The following is a 15,352-nucleotide window of genomic DNA, read 5'->3' as shown; positions in this document are numbered from 1 at the left end:
TCTCCACCTCAATCAATCCTTCTTCATTAATTATTTCTGTAGCTTTCTTATTAACTATGATATTCGTGTTTTGCTTTTTCTACTAAGTCTTTCAGCATCTCTATATTCGATGCTAAATCCTTATCACTTAGTCTTACCCTATATTGTTTCCACTGCTTATCATAGGATAAAATATCAAGATCTGAACTTTCTAAAAGTTCATCTATTTCCTCGACCCGCTCGTGTTTAATATTCATGATAACCATGGTCTTCCTGGGAACAAAAGTGACAAAGTTATTAGCCATATTATTACGCTCAATCCCAATATAATGCTTATTGTATTTAAGCTTATATTCATCGGTTATATCTCCCAATTCCGCCAGAATTTTTTGAGTTAATTTTACCGAAGATTTTGAAGCTTTTTTCTCCCAGTAATTTTTATCGGTTGGTTCTGAAATTGTGTCTTCATCTAACAAATCAAAAGTTACCTCATCCAGTACTTTGGTGAAAAATAACGAGATATTGTCCTGAAATTTTACTGCTTTTACCTGAATAGCAATTAAAGGTATAAAACCATTAAATAGAGAAATTACATTTAGAAATCTACTTGTTATATCTTCAGCGATAATCACAGCACAGTGGTTATATTGTGGGTTCTTTTTACGCTCTAAATCCCAGTATTCAATAGTCCTGATTACATGAGTTTCATCAGTCTTGCCCAGCTGAATCTCCACTTCATATCGCTTCTTATCTTCAGGATCATATAAGATAGTGTCTAATCTACCACCACCAACCATGATTTTTTCTGTATCACGAAATTCAAGGTCTCCAAGCCCTAACATAGAAGGGTCTTCTTCGATCCTGGCTTGCAGCCATTTTTCATTGAATTCCTGGCTGTTCTTCAGACTAATAATCTCTGGTTTAATATAATTCATGCTCTTCTTTAAATTATCGCTTCTGTTTCTATCCAATCAAACTTCTTTACCTTCTCCTTGGCCTTCTTATCGTTTAAGCCTTTTACTTCCTGAATGGCTTTCCCAAACTTGTTATAATTTACAAGCACCCCGTCATCCAGGTTTATAGAGATACGCTCTGTGGCTAATGGATACAAAATCTCTCGTTCATATTCCTGTAATTCTAACAGAACACTTCTTAACCTGTCTTTTTCTTTGGCTGCTTTAGTTTGCTCAACGGAGCTACCGGTCTCAATTACGTGATCCAGGTGTTCAATTCGGGCTTTTAATTTTTCCCGGTATTCCAGCAAGTATGCATTAAGGATATTATTGAGGGTATCCGGTGTATAACGGTGCATATAAATTAGCACATTGAAAGACCCTTTTGGAGAAGAGAACATCCAGTAAATAGGTCGTTTTTTATAGCGTTTAATATGATCTTTATAAAAATCTCTTACGAAGTATTTACGTATATCTTTACCAATACACTCTTCCACAAAGGCCAGGTTCTTATCAAAGTTTTCTTTCCCAAATGAAGCTTTTAAAAACTCATAAAAACGCCCTACAATATCATCTTCAAACCACTCATCATCCAGAACAGGAATAATATTATCATCATCGGGCAGGAATTGAACCTCCGCTTCTCCTTTGCCAACTTTTTCTAAATATTCCTCCAGGGTTTCTCCCTGGTTGGCTAAAATTAAACCTTCTTTATCCAATGAATACCGGCCAAACATGCATCCGACAGCATAACTTATAAACTGGGAAAAAACTTCCTTTTGATCGAACAATAATTCTCCATTTATAAAGTCTGCCTCATCTTTTAAAATCGTAATGTCTCCAATTGGCACATCTGATGTTACTTCTTCTTGAAGACCATAAAGGTCAATAAACTGCCGATTTAATTCTTCTTCATTTTGGTGCTGTTCAAAAAAATTATTTTTCCAGAATTGTTTAAAGAGATCATAAGATTCTTCTATGTCTTGCACGTTTGCAAGAACTAGTTCATTTTTCTTAAAATCCCATGAAGTTTCTTTGAGGTCCCAATCCAATTTACTTATCTGAACGTTATCCTTAGCAATTTTTGAAATATGAGGAAATATTTTTCTATCGTAGGAAATAGGTATTTTTGCTATTTCTCCAGGGGAAAAATTAAGGGTGTTACTGATACAGCCCAATAATTTACCCGATACCTTTGTATTTAAGTAACCTAAAAGGTAAAATATATCATTTTCATTAATCACAGGACATTGACAAGCCGCATCATCATATAATCCCCCTATTTCACCTATACGTAAAGAAAAAGCACCTGAAACCTTAGACCAATTTAATTGATTTAAAAAATAGAATTGAGGACTTCTTTCTCCGTAATCAGAACTTTTTAGTTCCCTTCCATCATATTGAAAATTAACTACGTTTTCACGATTTCCGTACCATTTCCTGTATCCTCCTCCTTTAAAATAAGGATACCATTTTCCTGAAGACTCACGAGATTCTGCATGAGATCCTATTCCTCTTATAAAATTATTCTCTTCTACCTCCCAAGAAAAACGAATAAATCGATTACCATTGCCCGTCATCATTCCCTTTGAAGGGTGTGCAAAATCTTTGAGTTTTTTATTTTCCTTAAAAATGTTTACCAAAGAGTCGCTTATCCAAAACGATATTGGGTGACCATTAATAACTTTAAAATCCTTTTTGTTATGCTTGTATCGGTTAGTATGATCCAATTTCTCTAAACACTTCAAAAGTATTTCTCTCTTCTCATTAGTAGTTTTACCATTCAATAAATCGAAATAAACTCCTTCTAACTGATTTTTTTCATTTGTTAAAACAAAAGAAGCATTTTGCACAACTTCCCCACCAATTTCAGGAAAAGTTCGAGGTCCCAAATGAAGTAATGTATCAAAGGAAAAATCATCTATTAAGTTTCTTCTGAGTTTTTCATAGCTACTTAAAAACATCCAGGAATGTTGATTTATCATTCCTAAAAAACCATTTGGTTTCAAGGCAGCTAAACCAGCTTCCATAAAGCAAGCCATTAGATCTGCTTTACTCGCTGGGTATGTATTTCTAACAAAAGAAGAAAGCATTGGATTCATTGCTCCACTACCCATATAAGGAGGGTTATCAACCACGCAATGATATTTCCTGGCTAGATTGATCAACTGGGTAACTCCACTTTTCAATCTAACCAATAGATCCTGTAGAAAAAGATCTGGATTTTTCCTCAATTGCTTCTCAATCTCCTCTAGGCCATTTTTAAGAAACTTAAGGGAACTTTCAGGCTGGATAAGAGATCCAAAGTTTGTGGCGTTTTCTATCAATTGAAGGTCGCGCTGGAACTCTTTGGATTTATTCGTGTAAACCTTCGGAAGCACCTTAAGCAATTCCTCCGTGGTAAAACTTACATCTTCAAATTGAAGAATATTTGGTTTTAGGTCTTTTCTAAATACCCTTCTATGATAAGATCTTGCTTTCATCATTAAAGCAAAACCTGCAAGTTGGGCAGCACGTTCATCTATCTCAAAGCCAAACAGGTTTTTCTCTATAATAAATTGGGGAATTTCACTTGGATTATATCCTTCTTCTTCATAAATTTTAGACAGCAATTCAAAACCATAAACCAGAATATGACCACTCCCACATGCTTGGTCTAAAAGCGTAATTTCTTCAACAGAATCTATCTTCAGGTAATCTTTAGCTTCAACCGATGGAGATTCAATAAAATACTCCATATGCTCCCTTAGCCTGGAATTTGGATTGTTTTGCAACCACAGCTTGCCAACGGTATTCTGCACCATATATTTAACGATCCATCTTGGAGTAAATAACTGAGTCGCCGCTGGAATATCTTCTTTCTTAACCTTAGACTTGGAAGCAAATACCTCATCCTTCTTTTCCGAAATATAAAACTGATATAACCAGCCAATAACCTCAACCTCCTGACAATCTTCCTGGAGCATTCCTTCCATAAATTCATTTGTCATGGAAAATTCACTGGTGAGATCATCAGGTAAAAGAAGCTCTGTATAATCATCAATCTTTTCAAATAAAAATGGAAAGATGGAATGTAACTGGTTGCAAGCACCAATCAATAATTCCTTATACACCTCATTTTGAGCATTGGAGCTGGGTATTTTCCCATCAAGAAGGTCATAAATTCGCTCTTTGTTTACAGGAAGCTCATCGGGAATTTGTCCCTGCCTGGCATCTTCCAGAATTTCAGGTAGTGTATATCCATCCTTTGGAGTTACTATTTTCACCCCTGTAGGCTGGTATTCGTTTACATCCATAAACCTCAGCGCCATTAACCTGTTAAACCAGGTATAGGCCACCTTATCTATCACCTGTTCTTTAGAAGAATCTTTAATAGCATCTTTCAGGCTGCTTAAGGCCACAGCTTTTTCCCTTAATTCAGCAGAATCGGTAGTCAATACCAATTCCATTCTGGAACCTACTTGTTGTAATAACTTTCTTCTGGCTTCCTGAGCAAATCTTTTGAGTCGGTTGGTATTCATTAAAGCGAAATTCTTTTATTGTCTTTAATATGCTCTTTTAAGCATTTACGAAGGGTTTCCACATAATCATCAACATCTTCTTCGGTTTTAAGCTCCGATTTTTCAAATTGTACTCTAATGTTAGATCGCTTAATATATTGCGCTGGTGGCTCCCCTGCACCTCCGCTATCTGAATCATCATCAGCAACAAGTTTCAACATTTGGTTAAGCTGTTGCTCAAAATGATAATTTTCCGCCCGATCTTTAATTTGCCTTATCTGAGAAATATATCTTTCCCTATTGATATTTTCCTTAGCATTTTTGAAAGGCGCTAATACCTGATTTTTTTCTTCATCATTGAGCTGAGAGAATTCGTCTTTCGATTTAAAATCAGAAATCAACCGATCAATTTTACTGTTAGCCTTTGTTCTTTCAGTATTAAAAGTTTCCTTAAGCTTTTCCAGCAACCGATCCTTAACTTCTTTACCTTCCTTGATTACATTTCCCTGATAAGGTTTAGAATTATTATCTATCAGATTATTTAAATAGTCCAATTCTTCACCCTCTACATATAGAAAATTGGAAGTATCTCCTTTTACCAGTTGTCTTATATCATCATAGATCTTTTTTTGATCTCCATTCATAAACCTTTTTATAGGCACTAAAAGATCTTCTTTAGTATCTAAAAGCTCATCTTCAATTTGGTTTAAATCATTCAAAAAATAATTATAATCCTTACGAACCCAAACTTTCAATTTCTCTGAAAAGGAATTTAGACTGGCTAAAAAAGGATACTGTCTTTCCTGCACCTGAAGCTGGCTAACTTCCGTTAACATTGCCTGTAGCTTCTCCTTAAAAGCCTTGGCAACTTCCTTGGCTTCATTAACTGAACAAGTTTCATCAAAAGCATCGTGATAGGCTTGCTTTAAAGCTTTTACCTGTTTTGGGTCTACCTCTTCCAGGGGCTCTAATAAGGTATTACTATGGTAAGAACTATTGATTAGAGCATTAACTACGTCCTGATCCTCCAGAATATTAGAATCCTGCTTTAATTCAATTTTTCCTCTGCGATAAAGTTTTGCAACTACCGTCCAGATGGCATTAGGATACCAGCCATAAGGTTTCTTGGTGAATTCATCCTTCAAATCTGATAGTGCCGTACGTTCTGAACGTTTTTTCCTCCTGTTTATCAGACTAAAAATTTGATTTTCGGCTTCAGACATTGTAGAATCATCTGCACCAAAAAGGTCATCTTGCGGGTTCTTTACCACGCTTCTGATGGTCTCCTCACTAAACTGAATATTCCCAAGCATTTTCAGGTTAGAGTACACATTCTTCACCAAATCCTGAAAAGCTTTTACTACTCTAGTTTTCCCATCAGATGTCACACTCATTTCGTGCTTATTCCCATTCAGGTACACTGTAGATTCTGACAAAAGTTTATCGGCAAGTTCTTTCAAATTAGATTTCCTGCGAACATTTAACTGACTTTTCTCAGCCAGAATCCTGCTCACTTCTGGTCGATTAGAAGTGGATCGATTTTGCTTCACATACTTATCGGTCTTCAGATACATTTTCAAGTCCTTGATAAAATTAGAATCTGAAGCCAAAACCATTTTCATCCCGGTACTTCCCATAGTTTGGGATTGCAGATAGGTCGTGTTTGTATATTCCGGATAGTTTTCTGTGATTAATTCTATTTCCAGTTCCTTTTCACGCCCTAGAATTGAACCATCTATTTTACTGGTAAAGTCATAATCCTGTTTGTTCTCCAGGTATTTTATCCTGTTATCCCTGATGATCTCATCAAATAAGATTTCTCTAAGCAGCTGAGTTACCTGCGAATCATCTACCTCTGTATTCTTTATCTCCTGTTCAACATCCTTTTCATCATCGGTTAGAAACTCATAAACATCTCCGTTTCTTTGGATATAACTTTGATTTTCGAGTTGATTTAAAGCTATTTCTATATCCTTCTCATGCTCTTTTAGATCAACATCCATATTGTCCAGCATTAGCACCGATAAATTTCTCTTGGTAGTTTTGAAGTTATTGAAGTACTTCACCAGGAAGAGTGCTTTTAAAACCTTAATCGCAAATGGATTTTCGAGGTTTTTTTCCGCAAGATTAATAGAGCTTTGCATTTCACCTCTTAGCTCATTCTTGATCCCGCTGTACATTTTGTCAAAGCTCACCAGGGTACGATCATCTCCATTTTCGATTTGTTGGATCACTTGTTGAAAAACTCCTAGCATAGAGCGTTCTCCGACAGAAGAATGCCTACCCTGAAATGCATTGTGAGAAGACAGGGCACGTCTACATTGTTGAAACAAATCAAATTGATAGGGAATAAATGGATACTTATTAGCAAAATCTCCTTCTCCTTTAAATCCTTTAAACTGAACTCCAGATTCAGAGAATGATAGTAAAGTATCTAAATGAGCATTCTCTTTCTTATATAATGCGATAAGTTGATCTTTAGCATCATCCTTTTTCTTTAATAAACGCTTTTCAATTACCTCATCTACGTTGGCTGAAGTAAGTGGTACTTTAAGCTTGAACCTTGCTTGAATCCGAGAGAAGTCATTCTCCTGAGCTTTAGTCATATCTCCAATTACCTTTTCCATATCTTCCTGAGAGGTAACTAAAATCCACGACCTCCCTTTTGTCTTGGTAGCTAATGATTCCGCAATAGTCTGAAGGTTTAGCATCAATTTAGTGTTGTCACTGATATATTGACCTACCTCATCGACAAAAAAGTTTAATTTAAAACCAGAAGGCTTAGTATTAATGTATTCATTCACCCGATAACTAAAATCCTCGATAGACTGCTTTTGCTTATCTTCCATTTCATCCAGGATATCTTCATATTTTGAAGCGTCTTTACCAAAGATTTCACCTAACACTTCTTCAAGATCATCGGTTACCATTGGGTCAAAATAATCAGTACGAGCTTCTTCCCAGGATTTACCATGTAACTTCTCAAATCTGGATTTAAAATCGGTATATTTTTTTTGTTTATCCAACCACATTTCAAATTCAGCCACATGAGGCTGGAATCCGTAATAACCTAGATGATCAAAAAACACTTTATAGAAAACCGAAAGAATGGCATTTTCATCCGCCTTTGATGTAATTTGAGCTTGTTGGTCTATGTTGAACAGAATTGCTTCAGAAGGTATCCGAGTAGCGGATAATACATCACCTTTTAGCATTTCGTCGTTTTCGATCTTTTCAGCAAATAACTCTCCACATTTATAACCTTCCACTTCCTTATTTTCTAATACATAAGAAAGAATTTTAAGTAAATGGGACTTACCCGATCCAAAAAAACCAGAGATCCAGACCCCGTTTACACCATTGTAGTTATTATAAGCCTGGAAAAGCTCCCGGATTTTCTTGGAGATTTCATCGGTAATTACATATTCTGCAACTTCTGTTGAAATATTATCTCTGTCATCAGCTTTAATCACCGTTTCAATTGGTCTGTCTACAGGCTTAGCAAAGTATTCTTTTATTGTCATGGTTAGGCTTTGATTGTATTGATATTAAAAGCTCGATAGTAGTTGTCATCTTTTAGCAAACCGAAAAGGTTTAAGGAATGCCCATTATATTCTCCAGGAAAAAAAGCAACTGTAGGACAGTCCTTAGCCACATTCTGCAGATTATTAAGAACATTATGGGATCGAATAAAAGGGTAGCAAGCCCCTATTCCAGTCAGGAAATAAACCTTAGCCTCCGATTCTCTTATCATTTCACTAATCTTAGGCATTAGCACCTGGTGAATATTAAGTGAAGACTGTAAAGCTCTCAAAAATTTGTCCTTGGATTTGCGTTGTTCCACCCTAAACATCTTTTCAATACCTCCTTTATTCTCTAGAATTTCACAGGCAATATCGTAAAGATTCAATTCCAGAACCGTTACACCGGCATTATTTAATTTATTCTTCAATAATCTTATGGCTTCTTCTACTTCGTTTTGATCCTGGGCGTCATATGCTGAGATAAAGAAAGGAATTTCTCCGCCAAGACTCTGTTTTTTTAAAAAATTAGAGGAAGAGATCACCCGGTATAGATGATCAAAATTTTCGGTTAAGTTCGACATTATTGGTTAATATAATTTTCTATATCTAAATCGCTAATCAGGAATATTTTAAGCCATTCTGGATTATCCTTGCGAATAGCCTGAATTAATTCTGTTTGCAATATTTGGGGTTGTATTAATTTCTGTTTTGTATTATTAATTAAACCTGATTGTTCCAGAATTCTGAATGTCACCTGTTTGATTTTCTTCAAGCTACTTTCAGAAAGTTTATCTATCTCCTCATGCAACTCCTGTTTTCTTCTTAGGAAAGAAATATAATCTCCTTCGCTAATCTCATAATCAAAAACCAAATATTTTTCCCTTAATACCTCCACTGTAAAGTCTCTAATAAAAAGATATGTTTTACAAGCGGCATAAAACGCTATTTGCTTTTGAACTTCCAGACTTCCGTTAACTAATAATAAAAGCTGGGAATTATTCAGATAGCCCAAGCGTTTTATTACCTCTCGATAAATACGCTTTCCTGTAGCTGTTTTACCAGCTCCTAAAACATTTACATAGTCGGTTTCGGTCTCCTCCAAAATATCAGTAGCCACTAACACCATCTCATTTAATCTCAGAGAAGATGCTGTGTATGCAAAGTCATATTTTTCAGGATTCATTATTTCAAAAATCAAAAACTGGAATTTGCTTTTTGTTTATTAATTGACAATGAATATAGTAGGGTGAGGTCATTGCCTAAAATACAATTGTCTAATATTACGATTCCTTTAAGACTTTTGCAAGAGTTATTCCCTATTTAGAACTGGCTCCCTCCAATCCTTTATCTGAACACAGCTCCGATTCTTTCTTGGTTAGAATTGCATTATCGGCTGTTTCCGTGATTGATTACGAATTCATTTTACTTCTAACCCTATTTCTATATTATTTGTTTGGACTTATTTTCCAACAATAAGTCAATTTGAATAATTGAGGTTAAACATTAGTTTAAAAGATCATTATATATAGTGAACCTATAAAGATCAGCTACCTCCTTTAAATAAGGGCTAGTCTTAATATCGATTATATCGGGTAAAATACTTTGGTTAATTTCAGTTCTTGGATGTTCGTTATACTTTTCGAGCATCTCTAAGGTTTTTATCCAGGAAAAGAATCTTAGGGTAGGCCTAAGTTTAAAATCCATTGGAATCAATATTAAATGAAAGCAATTAATACCAATTAAAAATTCACTTATGAAAAAGGAGTTATTCTGTACTTATTCTGTACTATAGGAAATAAAAAAAGGCTTCACATTTCTGTGAAGCCTTGTCTTTGCTAGTAGCGGGAACTGGACTCGAACCAGTGACCTTCGGGTTATGAGTGTTTTACCACACAACACCAACAGTATATAAAAATACTGATTTTCAATATTTTAATTGAATTTTAATAGCATTTGTATTCAAATAATATCAATTAAATACACAAAATGTTGTACCTATGTTGTACCTGTTTTTATTATCTTTATAATCTAAAACATTTATTATGGCAACCGTTAAAGCAGTACTCCGAAAAAAAAAGAATCCTGAAGGCCAATATCCAATCGCTGTAAGGATTACAAAAGATAGAAAAAGCTCTTACTTAGGAACTGGACAATATATTGAAGAAAAATATTGGGATGAAAAAAATAGATGCGTTAGGAAATCTCATCCTAATGCGAATATCATTAATAACTTTTTACTTACTAAAATTACCGAAGCAAATAAAAAAGTCCTAGAAGCTGAAAATAATTCTGATTACCAGACCGTAACTACAATTAAGAAAAATATTAGACAGAATAAAAAAGTTGACTTTTTTGTAGTAGCGGAAATGCACCTGAAAAATCTAAGGGATAGAGAAAAACATCATCAATATGATACTGAACTTGGTCGCCTTAAAAAAATTAAGAGTTTTCTCAGAAAAAATGAGTTATCATTTAATGAACTTAATGTTCCCCTTCTCAGGAAATTTGAAACATATTTACTCCACAATAAAAAACGCTCGCCAAGAACAGTTGTAAATTATCTGATCTTAATAAGAACTATTTACAACCTCGCCATATCTGAATCTCTAGTTGACCGAGGCAGATATCCATTTGGTAAAGGGAAAATTCAGATTCGTATTCCCGAATCTCAAAAAATTGGACTGAACCGCAAAGAAATTATGAAGTTAGAGAGCAGTACAGATTTGACAGAGGCTCAGCAAAAAGCAGTTGATGTATGGCTCATTAGTTTTTATTTTGCAGGTATAAGAGTAGGTGATGTTTTAAAACTAAAATGGTCTGATTTTTATGATGGTAGATTAAGATACCGGATGAATAAAAACAGTAAACTCGTAACGCTAAAAACACCTGATAAGGCTATTTCAATTTTTAAAAAATATCGCCAAAAAAGTCCATTAAATAATGATTTAATTTTCGATTATTTAAAAGGCACGGATTTGAATGACACTCAAAAGGTTTCTATAAGAACACAAACTGTAACTCGAAATCTTAATAGACATTTGAAAAAAGTTGCCACCAAACTAGGCATTAACAAAAAAATGAGTATGCATATAGCTCGACATAGTTTTGGTAATATTTCCGGTGATAAAATTCCAATTCAGATGCTTCAGAAACTTTATCGTCATTCTTCGGTTACCACTACGATAAATTATCAAGCCAATTTTATTCACAAAGATGCAGATAATGCCCTAGATACTGTTCTTAATTTTTGAAAACAATAATTAAATTACGAGCATTTTTTATTTTTCTAAATCCTTAATCTTCAATTTTAGATGAAAAGAATGACTTTTCTATCGAGTTTTTAATATCATACTTTTTCCTTGTCGCATAACTTTTACCCGAAAAAATTCGATATAATAATTCTATGCTTATATACTATCCCCTCTAGAATTAATTGTAATACTAAATTTTCAAATAGTTAAACTAAATCAAAATTAAGTTTGATTTTTATAAATTTACATTTATCTGAATCAAAACACATTGCTATGAGCAGTAAAATTCTCCAAAACGAAACCATTCGGGATTTCTATCTCAGACACGATATCACACCCACTAACGAATTGGGCCATTTCAATATATCATTTATTGAAGATTTAGACAATTGTGTTATAGAACCCATACCTTTCATTCGAAGGAGTTATTATAAAGTAAGCCTTTTAAAAGGAAAGTACAAAGTACATTATTCAGATAAAACATATTCCATTAAAAAACAAGCCCTAGTATTTTCAAATCCTTCAATCCCATACAACTGGATACCGCTTGAAGGGAAACATAGTGGAGTTTATTGCCTATTTACACCCGAATTTTTTCATCAATTTGGTGCTATTGATGATTATGCAGTTTTTCAGGCTAATGGTAAACACATATTGGAATTAGAAGAGGATCAATTTCTGAAAGTGGAGAATTGTTTTAAAAAAATGGAAGAAACATTCAATTCCAATTATTTACACAAATTTGACCAATTGCGCAACCTAATTTTTGAAATAGTGCACTTGGGGACCAAACTTGCTCCACAAACCAACAATTATAAAACCAATGGTGAATCGTCAACACGTATTACCGAAGCATTTTTAGAATTGCTAGAGCACCAATTCCCAATTGAAGCAATGGATCAAAAATTAACCCTGTCCTCACCCTCAGATTTTGCCAGTAACTTATCCCTGCACGTTAATTATTTAAACAGAATATTAAAGAAAACAATGGGTAGTTCTACTTCGGAACTGATTCGGGATCGTATATTAAGAGAAGCCAAAATCTTGTTGAAGCACTCTTCTGCTACTATTTCCGAAATAGCTTACCTGCTAAATTTTAAAGAAGTTACTCATTTTTCGAATTTTTTTAAAAAATCAGAAGGAATAACTCCTTCTGATTTTAGGAAGGTTTGATTTTTGTAAATATCGGTTTGATCTTCATTAAGCTCCACTAGTGTTTTTGGCTTTAATTTGCCCTATAATTAATTTTCAAAAATATTATATTATGCACAAAAAATGGTTAATCACCGGAACTTCAAGTGGGATTGGACGGGTAATGACTGAAAAATTATTATCCCAGGGAGATTCTGTTTTTGCAACCTCGCGAAATACAGAAACATTGAATGATCTTAAGAAAAAATATCCTGAGCAACTTAAAGTGGCACATTTAGAGTTGACAGATAAAATTGAGATCCAATCTGTTGTAGATTCAGCCTTTAATGAATTCGGAAAAATAGATGTAGTAGTTAGTAATGCTGGCTATGGATTATTTGGAGCAGTAGAAGAATTAAGTGACGAGATGATTTCACATCAGATCGAAGTCAATCTTTTAGGTTCTATTCGATTTATTAAAGCAGTGATTCCGCATTTGAGAATTCAGAAAGGAGGTCATATTATACAAGTTTCGTCTGAAGGTGGACAATATGCTTATCCTGGTTTTAGTTTATATCACGCTTCTAAATGGGGAATAGAAGGTTTTGTAGAATCGATAGCTAAAGACCTGGAGCCCTTCAATATTTATTGCACCATTGCCCAACCAGGACCGACAGGAACTAGTTTCGGAACAAGTATAAAGACAGGAAGATCTATGAAAGCATATGAAAACACACCAGTACACGAGCTATTAAAATTGATTGAAGAAGACAGCTTTGGAGAGTTAGATGATGTAAATGATGTTTCGCAGGCTATTATCGATATTACAAATAAGCACCTCCCTCCACTTCGTCTTACGATAGGCAATGTCGCCAATACAAATGTAAAAGCAGCACTAACAAACCGTCTGAATTGGCTCAGCTCAAAATAAACCAACACTTAAGCTTAGAGGCAAAGGAAACATTGTCGGTTGCTACAATTAATTTAATAGGTTTAACTAAAAACAAGTACCTAAACAATAAGCAATGGACAATAGGAAAATTTCATTTAACCCTCCGCATTTAGAGTTTAAAAATTGGTAAAAAGGATGGAAAGTGAGTAAAAATTGCAAAACAAGATTGACTTATAACATTCCCTTATAGTGTAATATTCACCATTTGAGATTATAATTTTAGCAAAATAACCGATTTCAAAATGGCCTGTGAATCTAAGGAAATAATAAAATCAATTTTTTAGGCTTATTAAAGAATCACTATTTCAGAAAAATTGATTAAAGCATTTCATTTTTATAACTACTTCAAAAAAATGGAAGCTTTGTATTCTTAGGGATTCAGAAAAGTTTGATTCCACAATATCTAGTTAAAAAAATCAATTTCAATTTTTCATTTTCCATCGTTTCGCCAATAAACTAATTTTTTAATCTGATTTTATGAAGAAAATATTACTTGTTGTTTTATTGAGTCTGGAAGTCCTGTTTTTCGCTTGTAAACATAGTGATACTCCAAAGAATAATGTTCTAGGAACTTGGAAACCGGTTAAAATAGTAGTCGAAAAAAATAATATCAAGACCTTCCCCTATGGACCGAAACCAGCGGGCAGATTAACGTTTACCAAAGAGATGCAGTTTTTAGAATTTATAATTGACTCCAGAATTCCTCCATTTGAATCTGAAATTCGTGGAGAGGGTACTGATGAGGAAAATCGGAACCTTTTGAATGGGAGCTTAGCTCTCTTTGGAAGTTATACTGTAGATGAAGAGGGAAATTTCTCAGGTAATCAAGTTGAAGGTTCAAGCTTTCCTAATTGGGTGGGGAATGTTAGAACCACAGATGAATTAAATTTGGTAGTCAATGGCGATACTATGACTGAGCTGTTTTACCGTCCCAGTGGTGCTAAAGTTGAAATTATATGGAAACGACTTAAACTTAAATAATTAGACTACTTATTTCGAGTTCATTAGCATATACTTTTCGTAAAAATATAGACATCTATTTTTTTAAAAATTTCTTCAGTATTATAATAATTATTGTGGAAATAAACGTAGCTCCAAATAGTTAAAGATAAACATCAGTACTCATCTCCAATTGGGAATAGTATCTGTAACGAACAACGGAAATAAATCAACAGGCCAATTAATTGAAACCTTCATTAGTGACAAATGAAATACAACATATACTAGATGAATGTAGGTTGGCTCTTGAGGACGTTAATGACAAAAACCTAAATGAATTTTCAAATGTCGAAAAAGGCATTCAAATATCTCGAAAATATTTACAAAAATTAAGGATTGTTTTACGAGAAAAGAATTTTATCAATAAAGAAAATGAAATTCTGTTTTTCAAAAAGCAAAAACCATTTATCTATGGGCAACTTAAATTTTATGCCAAATTATATAAATATCTACTTCAGAAACCAAGGGGCACCGATAAGTCAAAGCGTAATTACTTAGATGCAGAAATAAAAAAACTACAAGAATATTATTACTACAATAGTGAGTTTATTAAATATTACAGACAGAATGCCACCTTTCTAGATGAGTTTTATTTTTTACGCGGTAATGATAACATAGGTTTACTTTCAGATACATCTCATTTTTATACCGATGCCGAATTCTCTACTAGCCACGATAATGCTGTTGCAAAGATTTTGGCATATGATTTATTGTTAAACCATTACACCAATGAATTAAATGACTTGAAAAAATCAACAAGAAAAATTTCAAACAATGAAAAATTATTAGAAAGTTTGAGTCTTACGTGGACTTCAAATAAAATTGATTTAATTGAACTTATTTACTCATTAATAGCATCTGGAACTGTAAAAGGAGACATTAAGGATTTAGCGACCGCTTTTGAAAAAATATTTGACATTAACTTGGGAAATTACTATCGAAGCTTTTTGGAAATCAGAGGACGTAAAGAAGATTACGCTAGATTTTTAGATTTATTGAAAACAAGCCTCCTGAAAAAAATTAAAGAAGCAGATAATTAAATTCAAAGAGATTATTTATAAAG

11 protein-coding genes are annotated in these 15,352 nt (G+C 33.8%); 5 read left to right on the top strand and 6 right to left on the bottom strand.

Translation table 11 applies throughout. The features are described from left to right. Positions 1–50: 50 nt before the first annotated feature. From DET49_RS03960 to DET49_RS03935, 6 genes are all read right to left on the bottom strand, one after another. Positions 51–914, bottom strand: coding sequence for a hypothetical protein (locus DET49_RS03960; RefSeq protein WP_133546803.1), 864 nt, complete (start codon positions 912–914; stop codon positions 51–53). 8 nt (positions 915–922) lie between these two features. After that, positions 923–4,453 carry a BREX-1 system adenine-specific DNA-methyltransferase PglX gene (gene pglX / locus DET49_RS03955; RefSeq protein ID WP_133546802.1) on the bottom strand — a complete coding sequence of 1,177 codons (3,531 nt, stop codon included), beginning with the start codon at positions 4,451–4,453 and terminating at the stop codon, positions 923–925. Further along, positions 4,453–7,956 (bottom strand): BREX system P-loop protein BrxC, encoded by a 3,504-nt coding sequence (gene brxC, locus DET49_RS03950; RefSeq protein ID WP_133546801.1) that lies wholly within the window; start codon positions 7,954–7,956, stop codon positions 4,453–4,455. The genes pglX and brxC overlap by 1 nt, the downstream gene beginning before the upstream one ends. Before the next feature lie 2 nt (positions 7,957–7,958). Then, a complete protein-coding gene (locus DET49_RS03945) occupies positions 7,959–8,537 on the bottom strand; it encodes a DUF1788 domain-containing protein (protein WP_133546800.1) in 579 nt (192 codons plus the stop codon). Then, positions 8,537–9,139 carry a DUF1819 family protein gene (locus tag DET49_RS03940; protein WP_133546799.1) on the bottom strand — a complete coding sequence of 201 codons (603 nt, stop codon included), beginning with the start codon at positions 9,137–9,139 and terminating at the stop codon, positions 8,537–8,539. The genes DET49_RS03945 and DET49_RS03940 overlap by 1 nt, the downstream gene beginning before the upstream one ends. 320 nt (positions 9,140–9,459) lie before the next feature. Further along, positions 9,460–9,660 carry a hypothetical protein gene (locus DET49_RS03935; protein ID WP_133546798.1) on the bottom strand — a complete coding sequence of 67 codons (201 nt, stop codon included), beginning with the start codon at positions 9,658–9,660 and terminating at the stop codon, positions 9,460–9,462. A 338-nt stretch (positions 9,661–9,998) separates the two neighbouring features. On the opposite strand from DET49_RS03935, the gene DET49_RS03930 reads away from it, so the two are divergent. The 5 genes from DET49_RS03930 to DET49_RS03910 all read left to right on the top strand — a co-directional run bounded on the left by DET49_RS03930 (position 9,999) and on the right by DET49_RS03910 (position 15,329). Beyond that, complete coding sequence (locus DET49_RS03930) at positions 9,999–11,207, top strand: site-specific integrase (protein ID WP_133546797.1); 1,209 nt, start codon at positions 9,999–10,001, stop codon at positions 11,205–11,207. A gap of 273 nt (positions 11,208–11,480) precedes the next feature. Beyond that, a complete protein-coding gene (locus DET49_RS03925) occupies positions 11,481–12,380 on the top strand; it encodes a helix-turn-helix domain-containing protein (protein WP_133546796.1) in 900 nt (299 codons plus the stop codon). Positions 12,381–12,471: 91 nt separating this feature from the next. Next, the gene (locus tag DET49_RS03920) at positions 12,472–13,269 is read left to right on the top strand and encodes an SDR family oxidoreductase (protein WP_133546795.1); all 798 of its coding nucleotides are present in this window, start codon (positions 12,472–12,474) and stop codon (positions 13,267–13,269) included. Between the two features lie 498 nt (positions 13,270–13,767). After that, a complete protein-coding gene (locus tag DET49_RS03915) occupies positions 13,768–14,271 on the top strand; it encodes a lipocalin-like domain-containing protein (RefSeq protein WP_133546794.1) in 504 nt (167 codons plus the stop codon). Between the two features lie 203 nt (positions 14,272–14,474). Then, on the top strand, positions 14,475–15,329 hold the full coding sequence (locus DET49_RS03910; protein ID WP_243729514.1) for an RteC domain-containing protein: 855 nt from the start codon (positions 14,475–14,477) through the stop codon (positions 15,327–15,329). Positions 15,330–15,352: the final 23 nt, after the last annotated feature.

The sequence above is a fragment of the Salegentibacter sp. 24 genome, assembly GCF_004362395.1.
Taxonomy (GTDB): Bacteria; Bacteroidota; Bacteroidia; order Flavobacteriales; family Flavobacteriaceae; genus Salegentibacter.
The sequence above is the reverse complement of the archived record's forward strand: the minus strand, read 5'-3'. Positions and strand labels throughout refer to the sequence as shown.

What these genes read in the sequence shown, in the direction of transcription:
- DET49_RS03960 (WP_133546803.1), bottom strand. Translation starts at nt 914, where the DNA reads ATGAATTATATTAAACCAGAGATTATTAGTCTGAAGAACAGCCAGGAA.
- pglX (WP_133546802.1), bottom strand. Translation starts at nt 4,453, where the DNA reads ATGAATACCAACCGACTCAAAAGATTTGCTCAGGAAGCCAGAAGAAAG.
- brxC (WP_133546801.1), bottom strand. Translation starts at nt 7,956, where the DNA reads ATGACAATAAAAGAATACTTTGCTAAGCCTGTAGACAGACCAATTGAA.
- DET49_RS03945 (WP_133546800.1), bottom strand. Translation starts at nt 8,537, where the DNA reads ATGTCGAACTTAACCGAAAATTTTGATCATCTATACCGGGTGATCTCT.
- DET49_RS03940 (WP_133546799.1), bottom strand. Translation starts at nt 9,139, where the DNA reads ATGAATCCTGAAAAATATGACTTTGCATACACAGCATCTTCTCTGAGA.
- DET49_RS03935 (WP_133546798.1), bottom strand. Translation starts at nt 9,660, where the DNA reads ATGGATTTTAAACTTAGGCCTACCCTAAGATTCTTTTCCTGGATAAAA.
- DET49_RS03930 (WP_133546797.1), top strand. Translation starts at nt 9,999, where the DNA reads ATGGCAACCGTTAAAGCAGTACTCCGAAAAAAAAAGAATCCTGAAGGC.
- DET49_RS03925 (WP_133546796.1), top strand. Translation starts at nt 11,481, where the DNA reads ATGAGCAGTAAAATTCTCCAAAACGAAACCATTCGGGATTTCTATCTC.
- DET49_RS03920 (WP_133546795.1), top strand. Translation starts at nt 12,472, where the DNA reads ATGCACAAAAAATGGTTAATCACCGGAACTTCAAGTGGGATTGGACGG.
- DET49_RS03915 (WP_133546794.1), top strand. Translation starts at nt 13,768, where the DNA reads ATGAAGAAAATATTACTTGTTGTTTTATTGAGTCTGGAAGTCCTGTTT.